At 59.6% G+C, this 18,431-nt stretch carries 16 protein-coding genes; 10 read left to right on the top strand and 6 right to left on the bottom strand.

Annotated elements, in window-relative coordinates; translation table 11 throughout:
• Position 1: 1 nt before the first annotated feature.
• On the bottom strand, positions 2 to 1,531 hold the full coding sequence (locus tag GSQ77_RS15955; RefSeq protein ID WP_158903948.1) for a DHA2 family efflux MFS transporter permease subunit: 1,530 nt from the start codon (positions 1,529 to 1,531) through the stop codon (positions 2 to 4).
• A 321-nt stretch (positions 1,532 to 1,852) separates the two neighbouring features.
• Positions 1,853 to 2,716, bottom strand: coding sequence for an NmrA family NAD(P)-binding protein (locus tag GSQ77_RS15950; protein ID WP_158903704.1), 864 nt, complete (start codon positions 2,714 to 2,716; stop codon positions 1,853 to 1,855).
• A gap of 428 nt (positions 2,717 to 3,144) precedes the next feature.
• Here GSQ77_RS15950 and GSQ77_RS15945 point away from each other — a divergent pair, with 428 nt between their 5' ends.
• The 5 genes from GSQ77_RS15945 (at position 3,145) to GSQ77_RS15925 (ending at position 8,798) form a co-directional block, all read left to right on the top strand.
• Entirely contained in the window at positions 3,145 to 3,669 is a 525-nt protein-coding gene (locus tag GSQ77_RS15945; RefSeq protein WP_158903703.1) for a helix-turn-helix domain-containing protein, read from the top strand.
• 339 nt (positions 3,670 to 4,008) lie between these two features.
• Complete coding sequence (locus GSQ77_RS15940; RefSeq protein WP_158903702.1) at positions 4,009 to 4,587, top strand: YfiR family protein; 579 nt, start codon at positions 4,009 to 4,011, stop codon at positions 4,585 to 4,587.
• Positions 4,584 to 5,885 carry a diguanylate cyclase gene (locus tag GSQ77_RS15935; protein ID WP_158903701.1) on the top strand — a complete coding sequence of 434 codons (1,302 nt, stop codon included), beginning with the start codon at positions 4,584 to 4,586 and terminating at the stop codon, positions 5,883 to 5,885. The genes GSQ77_RS15940 and GSQ77_RS15935 overlap by 4 nt, the downstream gene beginning before the upstream one ends.
• Complete coding sequence (locus GSQ77_RS15930; RefSeq protein WP_301951159.1) at positions 5,854 to 6,375, top strand: OmpA family protein; 522 nt, start codon at positions 5,854 to 5,856, stop codon at positions 6,373 to 6,375. Before GSQ77_RS15935 ends, GSQ77_RS15930 begins: the two co-directional genes overlap by 32 nt.
• A 110-nt stretch (positions 6,376 to 6,485) precedes the next feature.
• Positions 6,486 to 8,798, top strand: coding sequence for a tetratricopeptide repeat protein (locus GSQ77_RS15925; RefSeq protein ID WP_158903700.1), 2,313 nt, complete (start codon positions 6,486 to 6,488; stop codon positions 8,796 to 8,798).
• On the opposite strand, the gene gcvA is transcribed toward GSQ77_RS15925, so the two are convergent.
• Positions 8,795 to 9,676 carry a transcriptional regulator GcvA gene (gene gcvA, locus GSQ77_RS15920; protein WP_158903699.1) on the bottom strand — a complete coding sequence of 294 codons (882 nt, stop codon included), beginning with the start codon at positions 9,674 to 9,676 and terminating at the stop codon, positions 8,795 to 8,797. The genes GSQ77_RS15925 and gcvA overlap by 4 nt on opposite strands.
• 215 nt (positions 9,677 to 9,891) lie before the next feature.
• On the opposite strand from gcvA, the gene mgrA reads away from it, so the two are divergent.
• Together mgrA and GSQ77_RS15910 are read left to right on the top strand one after the other, a co-directional pair.
• On the top strand, positions 9,892 to 10,935 hold the full coding sequence (mgrA, locus tag GSQ77_RS15915; RefSeq protein WP_158903698.1) for an L-glyceraldehyde 3-phosphate reductase: 1,044 nt from the start codon (positions 9,892 to 9,894) through the stop codon (positions 10,933 to 10,935).
• Between the two features lie 71 nt (positions 10,936 to 11,006).
• Positions 11,007 to 11,870, top strand: coding sequence for an SDR family oxidoreductase (locus GSQ77_RS15910; protein ID WP_158903697.1), 864 nt, complete (start codon positions 11,007 to 11,009; stop codon positions 11,868 to 11,870).
• A gap of 98 nt (positions 11,871 to 11,968) precedes the next feature.
• On the opposite strand, the gene GSQ77_RS15905 is transcribed toward GSQ77_RS15910, so the two are convergent.
• Together GSQ77_RS15905 and GSQ77_RS15900 are read right to left on the bottom strand one after the other, a co-directional pair.
• Positions 11,969 to 12,985, bottom strand: coding sequence for a YncE family protein (locus GSQ77_RS15905; protein ID WP_158903696.1), 1,017 nt, complete (start codon positions 12,983 to 12,985; stop codon positions 11,969 to 11,971).
• 225 nt (positions 12,986 to 13,210) lie between these two features.
• Positions 13,211 to 13,807 carry a cytochrome c gene (locus GSQ77_RS15900; RefSeq protein WP_158903695.1) on the bottom strand — a complete coding sequence of 199 codons (597 nt, stop codon included), beginning with the start codon at positions 13,805 to 13,807 and terminating at the stop codon, positions 13,211 to 13,213.
• Positions 13,808 to 14,013: 206 nt separating this feature from the next.
• On the opposite strand from GSQ77_RS15900, the gene GSQ77_RS15895 reads away from it, so the two are divergent.
• Positions 14,014 to 14,403, top strand: a complete 390-nt coding sequence (locus GSQ77_RS15895; RefSeq protein WP_158903694.1) for a VOC family protein — start codon at positions 14,014 to 14,016, stop codon at positions 14,401 to 14,403.
• 785 nt (positions 14,404 to 15,188) lie between these two features.
• Positions 15,189 to 16,190 carry a LysR family transcriptional regulator gene (locus GSQ77_RS15890; protein WP_158903693.1) on the top strand — a complete coding sequence of 334 codons (1,002 nt, stop codon included), beginning with the start codon at positions 15,189 to 15,191 and terminating at the stop codon, positions 16,188 to 16,190.
• Here GSQ77_RS15890 and GSQ77_RS15885 read toward each other — a convergent pair.
• A complete protein-coding gene (locus GSQ77_RS15885) occupies positions 16,187 to 17,428 on the bottom strand; it encodes a porin (protein ID WP_158903692.1) in 1,242 nt (413 codons plus the stop codon). The two genes, GSQ77_RS15890 and GSQ77_RS15885, sit on opposite strands and share 4 nt — an antisense overlap.
• Before the next feature lie 239 nt (positions 17,429 to 17,667).
• Between GSQ77_RS15885 and GSQ77_RS15880 the strand changes: the two genes are divergently transcribed.
• Complete coding sequence (locus tag GSQ77_RS15880) at positions 17,668 to 18,294, top strand: glutathione S-transferase family protein (RefSeq protein WP_158903691.1); 627 nt, start codon at positions 17,668 to 17,670, stop codon at positions 18,292 to 18,294.
• Positions 18,295 to 18,431 lie beyond the last annotated feature (137 nt).

The raw sequence follows: 18,431 nt of genomic DNA, 5'->3' as shown, positions 1-18,431 counted from the left end.
CTCAATGCGCCCCGGCCGCGGCAGCCGCACCGCCTGCGCCTGGCTTGCCGCGACGCGTGACCCAGATGATCGGGATGATCATCAGGAAGATCAGCGCCGACGCCCAGAACACATCGTTAAGCCCGAGCATCGCAGCTTGATTGTCGAGGCTGGCGCTGAACATCGCCCGCGCCGTATCGGCGTTCACACCGAACTGCGACTGCAGCGAGCTTACGCTTTGGGTATAGATGGGGTTATACGCATTCGCGACTTCGGTGAGCCGCGCATGATGCAAGATCGTGCGATTGTTCCATGCCGTGCCGGCGATCGACGTGCCGATCGCGCCGCAGAAAATCCGCGCGAAGTTCGAGAGGCCCGCAGCGGCAGGGATTTTCTCGGGCGGCAGGCCCGATAAAACGATCGCCGTCAGCGGGGTGAAAAAGAGCGCCATCGGGATACCCTGCAGCAGCGTGGGCAACACGAGCGACCAGGTGTCGACGTAAGTCGTGTAGTTCGAGCGCAGGTAAAAGCAGAACGCGAAGCATATAAAGGCGGCGGTGGCCATGACACGCGCATCGGAGCGCGGCAAGATCCGTCCGATCACAGGTGCCAAAATTACCGCAAAGATTCCCAATGGCGCCGTGACGAGGCCCGCATCGATGGAGCGGTAGCCGAGGTACTCCTGCATCCACTGGGGCAGCAAGACAAGGTTGCCGAAGAACACACCATAACCGATCGATATCGCAATCGTCCCGCCCGTGAAATTACGCCTCTTGAACAGTGAGAGGTCGACGATGGGATGCTCCTCGGTAATTTCCCAGATGAAGAACGCAGCGAAGCCGACCACCGCGACGATCGCCAGCACGATGATGGTCGACGAATTGAACCAGTCGAGATCGCGGCCTTTGTCCAACATGATCTGTAACGCCGCTACCCAGACGATGAGCAGACCGAGCCCGACCGAATCGACGGGCAGCTTCTTGACGGCGGTTTCGCGCTTGCGATACAGCATCCAGACCGTGGCTGCCGCGAACAAGCCGACGGGGATGTTGATATAGAAAATCCATGACCAGCTGTAGCTGTCGGTGATCCAGCCGCCGAGCGCCGGCCCGGCGATCGGGCCGACCACGGCCGTCATGGCCCATAAGGACAGCGCCATCGACGCCTTCTCGCGTGAGTACGAGCCGAGCAGCACTGCCTGCGATAGGGGAATCAATGGGCCGGCTACCAGGCCTTGCAGAACGCGCGCGAGAAGCAGCACGGTCAGGTTGGGGGCGAGCCCGCACAGCAATGAGGCCATGACGAACAGCACGATCGCGCCCACGAACAGACGGATCTGTCCGAGCCGTTGCGTCAGCCAGCCGGTGAGCGGTACTGCGACCGCATTGGACGCGGCAAATACGGTAATGACCCAGGTGCCTTCATCGATCGAAACGCCCAGGTCCCCCGAGAGCGTCGGGATGGCGACGTTCGCAATCGACGAATCGAGCACGACCATGAACGTGGCCAGCGCGACCGCGAACGTGGCGAGGATCAATTGACCGCCTTTCATCGGCGGCGGGGCGGCGGGTGTATCGGTGCGTGAGGTTGGCGTACTCAAGTATCGATCCTGGAAGCGTTCGGGCCTGATAAGCCTGAGCGGGGTGGAACATGAGGTGGAAACGAATTGGCGAACGAGTCGAACGAGCTATAGGATGGTCGCGTTCGGCTCGCTCACCAACGTCACGCGCCACGTCACGCGCACGGTGCACGGGAAACCGCACCGATTCTAGCAGGCAGAAATGTTGGAAGCAGAGAAAGAAAATAAGGAAGCGCCACGACCTGTCGAGGGTCGCGGCGGCTTGATCTAACGCAGTGATCTAATGAAACGCGATCAGGAGGACGCGGTAACCAGCGCTTTCAACGCTTGCTCCAGGGTGGTTTGCCCCTTGCGGGATTCCACCGAGCCGCCTTCAAACACCATCCATCCGTCATTGAAGCCATCGAGCATCTGGATGCGCGGGATCGGGTTCTTGGCTCCCTGCGAACGGAATAGCGCTTCCCATTGGTCGCGCGGAACCGGCTCCATCCGTACTGCGTGGCCAAATGCCGCAGCAAAGCTCGCGCCGATGTCGTTCGCCGAATAGTGGCGTGGGCCTTCCAGCTCAACAACGCGGGCGCCGGTCCATGTTTCGCGCAGCAAGTCGGCTGCGGTGCGACCGATATCCTCGGTCGCCACCATGCCGATCGCGTGGTCGAGCGGCTGCAGGAAGCTGGGGATGACGCCGGTCTTCGCCGCAGCCAGGTCCCACGACGCGTTTTCCATGAACCAGGCGGCGCGCAGGAAGGCGATCGGCAACGGGAGATCGCCGAGGCTTTCTTCGGTCATCTTCAGGTTGTTCAGCAAATTCTCTTGTTTCAGATGCGCGCCAACGGTAGATAACACCACCACCTTGGGCGGTTGCGCGGCGAGCAACGCGGCACGTACCGCAGCGTTAGCCTCGATCGTCACCGGATAACCGGGTTCGGGATCGTAGGTGGGCGGCATCAGTACGAACACCCCTTCCACGCCCGAGAAGGCCTTGGTCATGGCGGCGACATCCGTGTTGGTCGCAATCGCGATTTCGCAACCCAAGGTGGCCCATGGCGCACCTTTGTCGGCACTGCGCACCACGGCGCGGACCGCGTGGCCAGCACCCAACAAGGCGCGTGCGACGGCGCCGCCCACCTGGCCGCTAATCCCAGTTATGGCGTACATGTTTAGTTGTCCTGTAGTTAAATGACTATATGCAAGCTGATGAAGCGGGGGCTGTCATGCAATGCACAGGGTCCCGCTTTTCTTATTGGGAGCGTGGATTCCCGCATGTAAGGCACATGCGATGGAACACGAGCCGAATCTTCGCACACGCGAGACTAAAAGCACGATGAGCTATTGTCATATCATTTCTGACATGAAGGCATCAATCCCCGATTTGCAATGACAATTCAAATGGGAGCACATCCGATGTCGCCGGAGTCGGGTACACCTCAGGTGACTCGTCTCGGTCGTCTCGTGCGCGTGGCTAACAAGCTTGCGACCAAGATTGCCTATCAAGATTGTGGCCAGTCGCTTGCACAATGAAAGTCGTAAGTCTATGCTGATCTCCTCACCGTAAGCTACGCAGCCCGGAAGGAGGGTTTTTTACCGTGCAAAAGAAGAACTTCGACGATATGCAATGCCCGATCGCGCGTAGTCTCGAGAGAGTAGGCGAGTGGTGGAGCATCCTGGTCTTGCGCGAGGCATTTTATGGTTCGACGCGCTTCGACGAATTTCAGCAGAACCTGCAGATCGCCACGAACATGTTGAGTCGTCGCCTCGGCGATCTGGTTGAGCAGGGGCTGCTGGAACGCCGACAGTATTGCGAAAAACCGCCGCGCTATGAGTATGTGCTTACGCAACGCGGACGCGATTTTCGCCCTGTGCTGCTGACCTTGATCGATTATGGCAATAAGAACTTCGCGCCGGAAGGCGTGGGTGCCGAGCTCGTGGATCGTGCAACCGGCAAGCCGGTCGATCTGGTGTTGATGGACCGCAACACCGGTAAAGCGATTACGGCGGCCGATCATTGCGTGGCGCCCGGGCCGGCGGCCGGCGAGCGACTACACGAGCGACTGACGCGGGCCGCACAGCGTCGTGCCGAGCTCAATCAAGAAGACGTATTGGTCGGCTAGCGGCGAGTTGCTGAAAATCCTGCGGGAATTTCGCGCCCTTTTTTCCGCATCACCTCACGAAAGCAAATCGTCAGGTTCAATAGTGCGCGGCAAATAGTCGACGCTAAGTCCCTTATTGGTATACTGTCGATCGGCAATAAAACGGTGGCGCAGCGTGCTGTGAGAGCAGCCGTATCTTGTGGGCTGCATCGCGCAGCCTCCGACGCCCAATAACAGCAAGATCACTGGTATCGACACGCGCTCCAACCGTGTCGTTTGCACAAGATCGACGGGATACCTGGCGTGAGGCAAAATTTTCTGGCCAGAATACGGGGCACGTTGCGTCAGCGACGTGGAAAGATGCCATTCGCGTCGACGGGCAGTGTCGCAGCCGGCGCGGTCGCTTTGTGCGTTGCAGCCGTTGCGTCAGTGACGGTAGCCGTGGCATTGGGCGCGCCCGCCACACCACAGCCGCTTTCCGATGCCGAACAGCGTGCGACCGACGTTGCGCGCGTGGTGCTCGGCATGATCAGCTACACGCGTTGGCCGACCGATCCGGCTGAACTGCGGATGTGCATCGTACCGCCGACGGATTACGCGCAAGACCTGTCGCGCGCCGCATCACAGGCGTCGGGGCGGCCGATCCGCGTGGCGCTGACAGCAGCCGAAAGTCCCGATCTCGGCACGTCCTGCGACGTCGTGTACATCGGCTCCGTCAGCGACACTCAACGAGACCACGTGCTCGCCAGTCTGTCGGGGCATCCCATCCTCAGCATCAGCGAACAAGACAGCGAATGCACGGTAGGCAGCGTGTTTTGCCTGAATATCCGCGACGCCCGCATTTCATTCAAAGTGAACCTCGACTCGTTGGCGCGTAGCGGTGTGCGGGTCAACCCGAGCGTGCTGCAACTCGCGGGCAAACAAGCGGTTCGACCATGAAAGCCTCGCGCCCGACAAGCTCCGCTCCCCGCCGCACGCTCGGTGCCGCATTGGAATCCGTAAACCTCGGCGTTGCTTTGCTCGCCATCAGCCTGGCGGGCATCACGCTGACGGTCGCTGGCCTGCTCACGCTACGCGCCTATGTCGACCAGGAACTCAACTTGATCGGCCGTTCGATGAGCTACACCGTCGAGGCCGCGGTCGTGTTCGGCGATCGTAACGCCGCGCAGGAGGCCATCGGCTTGATTGCGTCGACCGAGGAAGTCACCTCAGCCGAGGTGTTCGACCAACATGGTCAGCTGTTGGCCGCATGGCATCACCAGGATGCCGGATCGCTCCATAAGATCGGGCAAGCGATCGCGCAACTGATTTTGCCGGCGCCGATCGTGACCCCGGTAATGCACGAGGGCGTGACGGTCGGCACGATCCGGGTGGTAGGGCGCGGCGATAGCCTGCTGCTGTTCCTGTCGCGCGGACTGGCAGGATTGATCGCGTGTTTGGTGCTCAGCATGGTGGGCGCGCTTGCGCTTTCGCGGCGGATGCAGGGTGGAATTACCGGCCCGTTGCGGGAGCTGGGCGACGTGGCGCACGCGGTGCGACGCGAGCGAGCGTTCAGCCGCCGCGTGCCGCCGGCCGAGATCGTCGAACTCAATACGCTGGGCGAAGACTTCAACAGCCTGCTCGACGAACTCCAGGCGTGGCAAGCACGGCTGCAAAGCGAAAACCAGGTGCTGGCGCACAAGGCGGCCCATGACAGCCTGACCGGTCTGCCGAATCGGGAGATCTTCGAACAAGGCTTGAATCGGGCGCTCTATGAAGCGAGCTCGCATGGCGGCCGGGTCGCCGCACTGTTCCTCGATAGCGACAATTTCAAGGGGATCAACGATCGCCTCGGCCATGCCGCGGGCGATGCAGTGCTCGTCAACGTCGCGGCGCGCGTGCGCAGCCGATTACGTCAGCACGATCTTGTCGCGCGTCTGGGCGGCGATGAATTTGCGGTGCTGCTCACGCCGCTGCCCGAGTTCGCGAGTGCGCAAGCGATTGCCGACAGTATCGTTGCCTGCATGCGCGAACCTATCGTATTGCCGGACGGCGGCAGCGTCGTCAGTTCGTTGAGCGTCGGGATCGCGGTTTTTCCCGACGATGCACGGGATCCACAAGGCCTGATGCGCGCCGCTGACGCGGCGATGTACCGGGCGAAAAGCGCGCGGCGCGGCCGTGGTGAACCCGGTGCGCAACAACGAGAGATAACATCGGAGACCCAAAGTGAAGGAAAAATTGAACTGGATCTACCGTGATATGCGTGGTCGATGCCGCGCGTTCACCCTGTTCGCGTTGCTTGCACTGGCCGCTTGCCAAAGTGCGCCGGTCCAGCACGCGGGGTTTACGGACGCGCAGATTGCCGTGTTGAAACAACAAGGCTTCCAACAAAACGATGACGGCTGGTTCTTTGGCTTGGCCGACAAGGTGCTGTTCGATACGGATGCCGACGTGGTAAAGACCGAGAGCCGCACTGCGATCGAACGGGTCGGACGCGCGCTGGTCGGCGTGGGCATCACGCATCTGCGTGTCGACGGCTATACCGATGCGTCCGGCAGCGATGCTTATAACCTGCATTTGTCGCAGGCGCGGGCCGATGCCGTGGCGAATGTACTGATAGAGGCGGGTATGCCGCGTGAGGCGATCCACAGCCGCGGGCTAGGCAAGCAAAATCCCGTCGCCGATAACAGCACCGCCGCCGGAAGGGCGGAAAATCGGCGCGTTGCGCTTATCGTATCGGCACCGTAACATGGCGCGTTTTTACTGCAGATGCGCGTGATCAATAAGCATCCTATGCCATGGCCCTGGCGCCCGATATGAACAGAGAACCTCTCGTCCCCCCCGTTCCAGAAACGTCTGTGAGTGTGCCATCGGTACCGCTGGCGGCCCGGTTGCAGCGCGCGCTGTCGCTGTATCAACAAGGACGCTTGAGCGACGCCGAAGCCGCGTGTCAAGCCGTGCTTGACGACCACCCTGGGCAGTTCGATGCACTGCATTTGCTGGGCATGATTGCGCTACGGTATGGGCAAACCCAGGGCCAAATGCATGCCCAAGCGCAGGCCCAAACCCAGCGCGGCATCGACCTGATCACTCAGGCGCTACAGCACAATCCGACGAGTGCCTTGGCCTACTCGAATCTCGGCCATGCCTATCAAGGTCTGAGTAATTATCTGGAGGCTATCGCTTGCTTCGACCAGGCACTTGCGCTGGACCCCAACTACATGGTCGCTCATTTCAACCGTGCCTCCTCGCTGTCTGGCATGAAGCGCTATGAGGAGGCTGTAGCTGGCTACGAGCGCGTGATCGAACTCGCGCCGGGCACGATAGAAGCGTGGTCCAATCTGGGTAATGCACTGCGCGAACTCAAGCGCTACGATGCCGCGAGAGCCAGCTATGAGCGCGCCTTGGTACTCTCGCCCGGCTACGCTCATGCGTTGTCGAATCTCGGCAATTTGCTGTGCGACCTTGGGCTTTATCACGAGGCCGTGCTGAACTACGATCGGGCACTGGCCTCCTGGCCCAACTCGGCGGAGAGTCATTCGAATCGCGGCAACGCCTTGCGCGAGCTTAAGCGCTTTGACGAATCGATCGCCAGCTTCGAGCGTGCACTGGCGCTGAAACCCGACTTCAGCGAAGCGCTTTCCAATCTCGGCAATGCGCTGCGCGACGCCGGGCGTCGTGAAGATGCGCTCGTCAGTTACGACCGCGCGCTCGCACTGAAGCCGGACTACCCGAGCGCACTGGCCAATCGCGGCAACGTGCTGCGTGAGTTGCGGCGATTTGACGAGGCGCTCAGCGATTTTGAGCGCGGCCTGGCACTCGAACCGCAGTCTGCCGTGCTGCTGTCGAGCCGCGGCGACGCGTTCTTCGGCCTGCAGCGGTTCGGCGAGGCCCTGGCCGACTATGACGCCGCGCTGGCTATTGATCCCGAGCATTTCTTGGCGCGCTCCAACCGTGGCAGTGCGTTACGCGAATTGCGGCGTTTCGACGAGTCGCTCGTTGCGGTAGACCAGGCACTGCTGTTGCAACCGGACTCTGCCGAGATACTGACAAACCGCGGCGATACGCTATGCGAGCTCAGCCGCTTTGAGGAAGCCCTGAGCGCTTACGATCGCGCGCTCGTGATCTCGCCGAGCCACGCTGGCGGACTATCCAATCGTGGCAATGCGCTACGCGCGCTGAAGCGTTACGACGAAGCGCTGGCCACCTACGCGGCGGCACTGGAGACGGGCTTCGAGCTTGCGGCGACGCATATGAACGAGAGCTTGTGCCGCTTGCTGATCGGCGACCTGGAACTGGGCTGGCAAAAATATGAATGGCGTTTCGAGACCGAAAACATGCTGCAGCATGTTCGTGTCTTCGAGCAGCCGCGGTGGCAGGGGCAGCCGCTCACGGGCAAGCGAATCTTGCTGTATGCCGAGCAGGGGTTCGGTGACACTATCCAGTTTTGCCGCTATGCGCGGCTCGTGGCCGAGCGGGGCGCTCACGTCATACTTGAAGTGCCGCCAGCGCTGAAGTCGCTGCTCGGCCAGCTCACAGGTGTCGCGCAGGTGTTGAGTCAGGGCGACGTCTTGCCCGAGTTTGACTATCAGTGCCCGATGCTGAGCTTGCCGCTGGTGTGCGCCACGACTTTGACCAACATCCCTGCCGCACCTTCGTATATACAAGCCGAGCAAGCGCGCATCCCACAGTGGCAAGCTCGATTGAGCGTGTCGAGCCGGTTGCGCGTCGGCTTGGCCTGGAGCGGCAACCCGCAGCATCGCAACAACCATAACCGCTCGCTATTGCCGGCCATCTTGAATCCGCTGATGGATGTACCGGTGCAATATGTCAGCGTGCAACGAGAGCACGCGGCTGCGGACACGGCATGGCTTGCGCAACACGGTATCGCGCATTTCGGCGAGCAGTTGCGGGATTTTGCCGATACCGCTGCGTTGCTGTCCTGCATGGATCTGGTGATTACCGTTGACACCGCGATCGCGCACTTGGCGGGTGCGTTGGGCAAGCCTGTATGGATCCTGTTGCCCTATGATCCGGACTGGCGCTGGCTGACCGAGCGCGACGATAGTCCTTGGTATCCGTCTGCGCAGTTATTCAGGCAGACGGCAAGGGGGGATTGGGGCCGGGTGATCGAACGCGTCGTGGAGCGCTTGCGTAATCGGCTTGGCTAGCGTGCGGCCTCGTCGTGCAACCATCGACGAAAAGCCAGGACCTTGGGTCGTTCCAACGAGCCCGACGGCGCGACGACATAATAAGCGTGGTCGCTCGGTATGCGTAGAGCGAACGGCTCGACCAAACGCCCCGCGGCAAGATCGTCAGCCACCAGCACCCACTGACCCAGTGCCACGCCGTGGCCCTCGCTGGCCGCCTGCGTCAGCAGGCCGGCATCGCTATACTGCGGTCCCCTGCGGCCGACCAGATCGCCGACACCTGCGGCAACCAGCCACTCGGTCCATTCGTCCACCATCAGGTGCAGCATGGTCTGGTGCCGCAAGTCGCTCGGTGTTTTCAGCGGAAACTGTCCCTTGAGCAGGGCGGGGCTGCACACGGGAAAGTGTTCGGTTCTCAGCAGCAGCTCGGCGCTCAGCCCGGGCCATACACCCATGCCGTATCGCACGGCAATGTCGATATCATGCCGCGTGAAATCCGCAAGCGTATTCGATGTCGACAAGCGCACATCGAGTTCCGGATGCTGGTTCTGGAAGCGGATCAGCCGCGGCATCAGCCACTGTGCCGCGAAGGAAGGCGTGGTCGCGATCGTCAACCGATCATTGTGCTCGTCCACCCTGACGCGTTCGCTTGCCGCCGCAATCTGATCGAATGCGATACCCAGTGCTGCGGCGTATTCGGCGCCGATCGGTGTCGATTCGATGCTGCGCGCATGCCGAATGAAGAGGCTGACCTTTAGACGCTCCTCCAGATAGCGCACCTGTTGACTGACGGCGGCGGGCGTGATGCTCAATTCTTGCGCCGCTTTGACGAAGCTGCCGTTGCGTGCAGCGGCCTCGAACGCACGCAAGGCGACCAGCGGGGGAAGGTTTCTTGCCATAGTTCCAGGCTAAGTCCAGCTTGTTCTAGGGTTAGCGCTTATCGCTTGTCGGATAGGCTGGCTTGGGCCATCTTATCACCCTTACTTTATTACCTTTACTTCGAGCCGATCAGCGCAACGCAACGAACTTAGTGCGCTCATCGAAACATGACAATGACCAAGTAGCGCTAGGGCAATGCGATCGTATTGCCGGCGCTTCCACCGGCGAGGCCACCATGCATTACGAAGCAGCAGCTGATCGATACGAGCACATGACTTACCGATACTGCGGGCGCAGCGGGCTGAAACTGCCGCTGTTGTCGCTGGGCCTGTGGCACAACTTCGGCGATGCCACGCCTATCGACACGCAGCGAGACATGGTGCGCGCAGCCTTCGATTCCGGCATCACGCATTTTGACCTGGCCAACAACTATGGGCCGCCCTACGGCAGCGCCGAGCGTAACTTCGGTCGCATCCTGCGCGAGGATTTGAAGCCTTACCGCGATGAACTGATCATCTCGACCAAGGCCGGCTGGGACATGTGGCCCGGTCCGTACGGGCAGGGTGGCGGCTCGCGAAAATACGTACTTGCGAGTCTCGATCAGAGCCTGCAGCGTTTGGGGCTGGACTACGTAGACATCTTTTATTCACACCGCTTCGACGTCGAAACGCCGCTGGAAGAAACCGCGGCTGCACTGGCCAGTGCAGTACAGCAGGGCAAGGCGCTTTATGTCGGCGTCTCGTCGTACTCACCCGGCAAGACTGCGGAGATGGCGGCATTGCTGCGTGAACGCGGCGTGGCGTGTCTGATTCATCAACCGTCTTACAATATGTTCAATCGCTGGATCGAAAAAGACCTGCTCGATACGCTGGATGAAGGCGGCATGGGCTGCATCGCTTTCACCGCGCTCGCGCAAGGGCTATTGACCGATAAGTATTTGAACGGCGTACCTCAGGATGCTCGGATCAATCGCGCTGGTGGCGGCTCGTTAAAGCGCTCGCATCTGTCGGATGCAAACCTTGCCAGCGTCAGAGCGCTCAACGAGATTGCTCAGGCACGCGGCCAAAGCTTGGCGCAGATGGCACTGGCGTGGGTTCTGCGCGATGCGCGCGTGACCTCGACACTGATCGGCGCGAGCAGCGCGGCACAGGTTCGCGAAAACGTGCGGGCGCTCGACAACCTGACGTTTAGCGACGTGGAGTTGGCGGCGATCGACCGTTTCGCGAAGGAAGGCGAAGTCAACCTGTGGCAAAAGTCGAGTACGGACCAGTTGATCTGACTTGGATTAGCTGAAGCAGATTAGTTGAAGCAGGTGGCAACTTCCAGTCGCCCATTATCAAGGAGCTATTGATGACTCACGATGCCCTCACTCCCGGCGCAGTCGCCGTTGTCACAGGCGGCGCCACCGGAATTGGTCTTGCTGCTTGCAAGCAGTTCGCCCAACGTGGCCTGCGCGTATGCATTGCGGACCTCGGCGCTGACCGGCTTGCCGAAGCGGCCGAACAGGTCGCGTCGGCAGGCGGTTCGGTGGGCAATGGCGCGCAAGACGTCATGACTCTGGAGACGGATGTCAGCCGTGTCGAAGACTTGCGCCGGCTGGAAGCCGCCGTGCGCGATCGATTCGGCGGCACGGATGTGTTGATGAACAATGCGGGTATTCAACCTGGCAGTGGGGTATTCGGCCCTGCAGAAAACTGGGAGCGAGTACTCGGCGTCAACCTGTGGGGCGTGATTTACGGCACCCAGGTTTTCGTGCCCGGCATGATAGAGCGTGGCCGTCCCGGTATCGTCATCAACACGGGGTCGAAGCAGGGCATCACCACCCCCCCTGGCGACCCGGCCTATAACGTCGCGAAGGCGGGATTGAAGGCTTATACCGAAGCGCTGCAGCACGAGCTTCGCAATACGGCTGACGGTCGTATCAGCGCACACTTATTGATTCCTGGCTTTGTGTTTACGGAGCTGACCGCCCATGGCCGCGCGCAAAAGCCCGCCGCCGCCTGGACGCCCGAGCAGACTGCCGAGTTCATGATGGCGCGCTTGGAGGCTGGCGATTTCTACATCCTTTGCCCCGACAACGACGTGCCCCGTTCGCTCGACGAGCGACGCATCCTCTGGGCCGCGGGTGACATTGTCGAAAACCGGCCGCCACTTTCGCGGTGGCATCCGGAGTATGCGCAGGCGTTTGAAGCCTTCAGCAAGAAAGAACGCTAACTAAGAAGACGAACTAAGAAAGCACACTCAGAAGGCGCCGACCTCGCCAGCGCGGCAGAGATCGGCGCCTCGACGCGTTTGATAACGAGCCGGTGCGATCAATCCGGATTGGGCGCCAGGACTGGCGCACGATCCGCGAAATAGAGGCCGTGCGGTGATCGCCCTGCCGGGATGGTGTCCACCAGCTTGCGCGTCGTCAAGTCGATGACGCCGACGTGCCGTGCAAAGCGGAATGTCACCCATAGATAGCGGCGATCCGCCGACAATTCCATATCATCAGGCCCCGGCATAAGCCCGGTGATATTACCGACGTTGGTCAACGTGTCGTAATCGATGATGCTGATCGTGCTGTCCACGCGATTCGTTACAGCAACGTGCTTGCCATCATCGAGCGAGCGGAAGTTATGCGCGCCGCGTCCCGTGTGTATTCGAGCCACCACTTGCTGCTTGCGCCAGTCGACCACGGCCACGTCGTCTTCGCCGGTCATGCCCACGAGCAGGTAACGATCGCCGGGCACCATCCAGAGTCCGGCCGGCACTGTGCCGACATGCATTTTCCATTTCACGGTCTGGGTCGGTAAATCGATCGCGGCCAGTTCACCCGAATCCTGGAGGGTGACGAACACCGTGCGGTTGTCCATCGAGAACGTCATGTGGCTCGGGGTCTGGGCCAGCGGAATGCGTTTTGCCAGTGCGATGTTTTCGCCGTCGTAGTGATATACGTCTACGCGATTCAACCTGAGGCCATTGGTCACAAACCACGCGTGATCGGGTGAAAAGCCTAGCTGGTACGGGTCCTCAATACCTTCCACGCGCCTTTGGAGCTTTGCGGTTTTAGGGTCCACGAACATCAGGTCGTTGGACACCGAATCGGCGACGATCAACGATTTGTTATCCGGAGTCACCATCAGGTGATGCGGCTCTTTTCCGGTCGGATCGGTGGCCACCACTTTGTGAGTCGCTTCGTCGATGAGCGTGAGGTCTGCCTCGCCCGAGTCAAGCACGATAACGTCGCTGGCGTAGGCAAGACCACTGGCGCTGAGGTTGATGCCACAAATGAGTGTCGCGGCGGCAACACTGGGAATTGCGCGTCGTAGAACGGATAATTTAAACATGTCGTGGGGGGAGATAAAAGCGGGAGACGGAAGCGCGAGATAGATGCGAGAAATCGACGCGGGAGATAGAAGCGCGGAAATAAAAGTACGGACGTTGAAGCAGAAGAAATCGCATGCGTGGCTGGAACCTAAGGGCCTATTTTCTTATGCGACAGGGGGATGCGCAAGCGAAGGCGATCCCGACTTAATTTCAACGGTAATTTCCGCGGTAATTTTTCTGCAGCATCATTGGGTGCTCGGCGCGCCCTGTGGCGTGCGGTTTTGCGCACCCTCACCGCTGGCGACGAGCGCGCTATAGTCTTGCGCGGATATCCCATGTTCCTTCTGCAAGAATGCGGCCATTTGCCACAGTGTCTGGTCGTTTTGCGTTTTTCCGAATGATGGCATGGCGGTCATTCTCACGCCGTTCTTCATGACCCAGAACATCTGCTTCGGGTTGTTGCGGCGATGCGCGTCCAACAACCGCGGCGCCAGAGGAAGTATGCCTTGACCTATGGAGCTCAGCGGTCGACCCGGGGCGCCGTGGCAATACGCACAAGTCGAGTCGTAGAGGCGTGCCCCTGCCTGGATATTGTCGGCGCTCATGATGTCCGCGGGTACAACGACACTTTTCGCGTGCTGATGCAGGGAATGAATGTAGACGTCGTGGAGAGCCCACGCCACAAGGGGATCGTCGGGATAGGAGGCGGAGACGTTGTATATACCCGAGTCGACAAAGCTTATCGTGCCTGCGATGATCGCGATCAATGTTGCCGCGACCAGAGCTGCGCACTTGTGCCGCCCGAGAAAGGTTGGACGTCGGGGTTGAGTCAGGTCGGTCATCGATATAGCTCCGGTGCGATGTACCGGGCTAGTATGCTCAATCGTGGCTTACGCTGAACGGTCTGCGACATTACATTTCTGTTATCTACGCAATATCTCGTTTGATGCCACCCACGACAGCACAAGCCACCGGGATGTGCAGTGCCACGTCGAGCGCAATATCCGGTATGAACCCAGTTTGCACGCTAAATTACAGGAGTGGATAAATGACATTGATCGATCACCTGGATCATCTGGTCGTCACATGCGTCGATCTGGACGCGACCAAACATTTCTACACGGAGGTTCTGCAGATGAAACTTGAAACCTTCGGTCAGGGCCGCATCGCGTTTCGCTTCGGCAACCAGAAGATCAACGTCCATGTGCGCGGCTCGGAATTCAAACCGCATGCACACTTGCCGGCTCCCGGCGCGCTCGACCTGTGCTTCATCGCTGCGGTGCCGTTGGAGAAGGTCATCGCGCATCTGAGCCAAGTAGGGTGGCCCATCATCGAAGGCCCGGTCGAGCGCACGGGCGCGACGCAAAAGATCCGGTCGGTCTATGTGCGCGACCCTGACCTGAATCTGATCGAGATTTCCGAACTGCTCGACGCATAAGCTTCGGCTGTGTTGCTCGCCACCAGGAGAGGTGCTGGCAGGAGCGGTGCCGATTCTTCTTCGGAGATAGATCAACGATAGCGTGGCAACCGAGTGGCGACCGACCCGCAACTGAGGGTGAGGTGAATGGTGAGCTTCTACGGGAACCAAACCCCCTCGATATGGCGATTTCAGCGCGTCTGGCAGCCTGTACTTATCCCCAGCTTCTGTTGATAGAGCTGTGCATAAACATTATGAATACGCGCTAAGCATCTGACGCGAAAACGTTTGTTCAGTCCGCCAGCAAGAGCGGCATCTTGTGCTCGAAGCGGTCTCATTAATGCGTGCCGGAGCGATTCCTTCCTCGGGAACCTGCAATTGCTCACCTATCGAATGCCCGGACATCACCGGAGAAAAATGCAACTAACAGTCAGCCGCATGAGCGCCGAAAAAATGCTCTTTAGGTCCGCTAGTTTTAGTCAACAACAAAGGGGGGCGCTTCCACCCCGCCCTAGGAGCCGCCGTCCGTCCCCGCCAAATGAATTCGCCGAGTGCTATCGGCCGGGTAGCGACGATCGGCCAAACTCTAGTCCACACAGGGCAAAAAACGCCTATTTTTTGATATGACCGATGAGATTCCCATCTGACAGGCCTCCCCGGGCAATTCGAGATGACTTATCCCCATTTTCTGTGGATAAGTCCCCCCCGACTATTAGCCGCATTTTGTCCGTCGGCATTGCCCAAGATAGATGTAAAATGTAATTCATAACGACGTGTCATATCTATAAAATATGTGAGACTAAGCCATGGAATTACGTCATTTGCGGTATTTTCTTGCCGTCGCGGAGGAGCGGCAACTGACGCGCGCAGCGGCGAGGTTGCACATACAGCAACCACCGCTGTCGCAACAAATCCATGCTTTGGAGGAGGAGGTTGGCTTTGCCTTGTTTATCCGAATGGCGCGCGGTGTGGAGTTGACGCCGGCCGGTGCGGCATTCGCCGACGACGTGCGGGCGTTGATGCTCGGATTGGATCAGAGCGTCGTTAAGGCTGCCAGAATTGCCGCGGGTCAACTCGGCTCGGTGCGCATCGCGTTGACCAGTTCGTCTGCGTTTCATCCTTTGATCCCAGCAGCTATACGAGAATTCCGGGAGGCGTATCCCGAGATCACGATTGATCTCAGCGAATTAAACGCTGCAGAAATCATCGAGCGCATGCTAATCGGTCGCATCGACGCTGCGATCCTGCGCAAGCCGATCGAGACACCGGATACATTGCAATTCGATTTGCTGCTCGAAGAAAATATGATGCTGGTGCTACCGGCGGGGCATCGCTTGCTCAAGCCTGCGGCTCGCAATGGTGTGTCGCCGATGCCGAAGGGTGTGCCGTCGCACTTGAATCGCGCGTCGCCACGTATCGCGCTCGACGCATTGGCTGACGAATCTTTTATATTCGTGAGGCGTCCGGGTGCGCCAGGCATGTACGCCGATTTTATCGAGGCATGCACAGCGGTAGGTTTCAACCCGCGTGTGGTGACCGAAGTGCCGCGGATGGTCACGGCGATCAACCTGGTCGCGGCCGGCGCCGGCGTGACGCTCGTGCCCGCATCGATGCAGCGATACAGCCAGGAAAGCGTGGCCTATTGCCTGCTGGATAAGGACGACGCGTTCACCGCCCCTTTGCATCTGGTAACGGCACGCGACGTTGTCAATCCGGCGGCGGCGCGCTTTGCACAAACGGTGATTGCTTTCGCGCAAAAGGCCAGGCCGCCGGTGCCCAGGCGGCCGGCCAAGCCGAAGCCGCTTTAGAACTTGACGCGTACGCCGGCGCGAACCAAGGCCTCATGGTTATTCGACGATGGCGAGGTCAGGTTGATCGACGCCACGGCAACACCGCCAGTCGAGTCGACGCCGCTCGCGGTCTGATAAATACCTTCGAGGTACACATCGGTACGCGCCGACAACGCGTAGTCGGTGGACAGCGTGAATTGGTTGTAGTCGGCACCCCCGGAGGTCTTCGTCTTGCCGAGCTGGACGCTGCTCGCGCGCGTGTAAGAGTACGCACCCCCCGCCTGCAAGGCCGGTGTGAAGCGCCAGACGAAATTCAATTCGACCGCGTTGAATACCGCCGTGCCTTGCGGACCAGTCGTCGAGGTCGTTAAGCCGGACAAGCCGCTTTGTAGATTTTGAAACTTCGTATTTGAATAGACGATGGCGAAATGCGCAGGGCCGATGGCGTAAGCGCCGCCTGCGGCAGCGGTCTGATACGAGTTGGCGTTGACGTAGCCGCCGTACACTGGGTTGTTGCCCGTGGTGATGCTCTGGCCGCCGGCCGCGAGTGACCCCGATCCGAGAGCGCCATTGCTGAAGAACGACGTGTTGGGCTGGTTCGCTTTCAGGAACGCGGCACCGAGGGTGACGGGTCCGTTCGCATAACCCGCGCCAAACGAATAGATCTGATCGCGAGCGGCCTCGCCGGAAATGCCGCCCAAGCTGTACAGGCCGCCCAAGACCAAGCCGTTGAACGAAGGGCTGGTGTATTTGATTGCGTTATTGATGCGCTGTGTGTTGTTGGCGTTATTGAGGTCGCCGGGCAGCGCTGACGAGACGCCGCCGATTTGGTCGGCGAAGATCATCGGACCGATGAATTCCGGAGTTGCGTCGTATTGACGACCTAGCGTTATCGCACCGTAGGTTTTGCTGCTCAGTCCGACATAGGCTTGCCGGCCGAACTCGAGGCCGCCTTGATTGAGCCCGCCGGTATTGATGTTCATGCCGCTTTCAATGTTGAATACCGCCTGCAGGCCGCCGCCCAAGTCCTCCGCGCCTTTCAAGCCCCAACGGCTGCCGCTGAGCCCAGTGTTGGAGTCGAGGAAAAACTTGCGGCCGCCGACTCCGGCTGTGGTCGCGGTGGCGGCCGTGATCTTGGCATTGCTTTGGAACACGATGGCCTCGTCGATGAGGCCATACAAGGTGACGCTGCTTTGTGCGTGGGCAAGACTGGCGAACGCCCCCAACACTGCCAGCGCGGGAAGTGATTTTTTCATCCTGGTCTCCAAAATTTGTATTTAGTTATTCTTAATAAAATTACATTTTCATAACCTGGGAGACCGATTTTTTAAACGGTTCAACCGCAGCTTATCGTCTCGGCGATTAACGCTTTTCCTTAGGTAGACGCGAGCCGATACTAAGCCTGGGGTAAGTGCATGTAAAATATTTAATTCATGGTGTAGCCATACGTTATTTGTATGGCGCAGCGCTCAAACCATTCCTGGAGGTTAAGACTGTGACGATTACGTTTTATGCATGGAATACACCGAACGCTCGCAAGGTCAGCGTAGCGCTCGAAGAAATGGCGTTGCCCTATGTGGTGCATCCGGTGGACATCAGTGCGGGGCAGCAGTTTGATGAGGCGTTTCTGCGGATTAGCCCGAACAACAAGATCCCGGCTCTCGTCGATAACGAAGGTCCTGAGAACACACCGATCTGTATTTTCGAGTCGGGTGCGATTCTTTTGTACCTTGCGGGGAAGAGTGGCAAGTTCCTGCCGGAGGATCCTCGGCAGCGTGTCGCGGTGATGGAATGGTTGATGTGGCAGGTGGGTGGGTTTGGGCCGATGCCGGGGCAGGTACATCATTTTGTCGCGCTCAAGGACGAAGGCGATCGTCACTATGGGCTGCATCGCTTTAGTACCGAGACGCGCAGGCTTTATGGTGTGCTCGATCGGCGCTTGGCGAACGTTGAGTATGTGGCGGGGGCGCTTTCGATTGCGGATTTTGCGATTCTTGGCTGGGCTTGGCGGCATGAGCGGCACAAGGTGGATTTGAAGGATTTTCCGAATGTCGCGCGCTGGTATGAGGCGTTGATGGCGCGGCCGGGGGTGCAGCGGGGGTTTGCGGTGAAGCTGGATTGAGGACTTGCGGCGCGACCGTTTCGTGCGCAGGGGAAGTCGGCGAGCGTTGTTGACCGGTCGCGGTAAGGCCGGATCCCCTTGCCATTTACTCCGAGGCGGTGGTGCCGTACGTCTTGATGTGGTCAATCAACATGCGG

The sequence above is a fragment of the Burkholderia sp. L27(2015) genome (assembly GCF_009765705.1).
GTDB lineage: Bacteria > Pseudomonadota > Gammaproteobacteria > Burkholderiales > Burkholderiaceae > LMUX01.
The sequence above is the reverse complement of the archived record's forward strand: the minus strand, read 5'-3'. Positions and strand labels throughout refer to the sequence as shown.

What these genes read in the sequence shown, in the direction of transcription:
- GSQ77_RS15950 (WP_158903704.1), bottom strand. Translation starts at nt 2,716, where the DNA reads ATGTACGCCATAACTGGGATTAGCGGCCAGGTGGGCGGCGCCGTCGCA.
- gcvA (WP_158903699.1), bottom strand. Translation starts at nt 9,676, where the DNA reads ATGGCAAGAAACCTTCCCCCGCTGGTCGCCTTGCGTGCGTTCGAGGCC.
- GSQ77_RS15885 (WP_158903692.1), bottom strand. Translation starts at nt 17,428, where the DNA reads ATGAAAAAATCACTTCCCGCGCTGGCAGTGTTGGGGGCGTTCGCCAGT.
- GSQ77_RS15890 (WP_158903693.1), top strand. Translation starts at nt 15,189, where the DNA reads ATGGAATTACGTCATTTGCGGTATTTTCTTGCCGTCGCGGAGGAGCGG.
- GSQ77_RS15905 (WP_158903696.1), bottom strand. Translation starts at nt 12,985, where the DNA reads ATGTTTAAATTATCCGTTCTACGACGCGCAATTCCCAGTGTTGCCGCC.
- GSQ77_RS15900 (WP_158903695.1), bottom strand. Translation starts at nt 13,807, where the DNA reads ATGACCGACCTGACTCAACCCCGACGTCCAACCTTTCTCGGGCGGCAC.
- GSQ77_RS15940 (WP_158903702.1), top strand. Translation starts at nt 4,009, where the DNA reads ATGCCATTCGCGTCGACGGGCAGTGTCGCAGCCGGCGCGGTCGCTTTG.
- mgrA (WP_158903698.1), top strand. Translation starts at nt 9,892, where the DNA reads ATGCATTACGAAGCAGCAGCTGATCGATACGAGCACATGACTTACCGA.
- GSQ77_RS15910 (WP_158903697.1), top strand. Translation starts at nt 11,007, where the DNA reads ATGACTCACGATGCCCTCACTCCCGGCGCAGTCGCCGTTGTCACAGGC.
- GSQ77_RS15955 (WP_158903948.1), bottom strand. Translation starts at nt 1,531, where the DNA reads ATGAAAGGCGGTCAATTGATCCTCGCCACGTTCGCGGTCGCGCTGGCC.
- GSQ77_RS15935 (WP_158903701.1), top strand. Translation starts at nt 4,584, where the DNA reads ATGAAAGCCTCGCGCCCGACAAGCTCCGCTCCCCGCCGCACGCTCGGT.
- GSQ77_RS15895 (WP_158903694.1), top strand. Translation starts at nt 14,014, where the DNA reads ATGACATTGATCGATCACCTGGATCATCTGGTCGTCACATGCGTCGAT.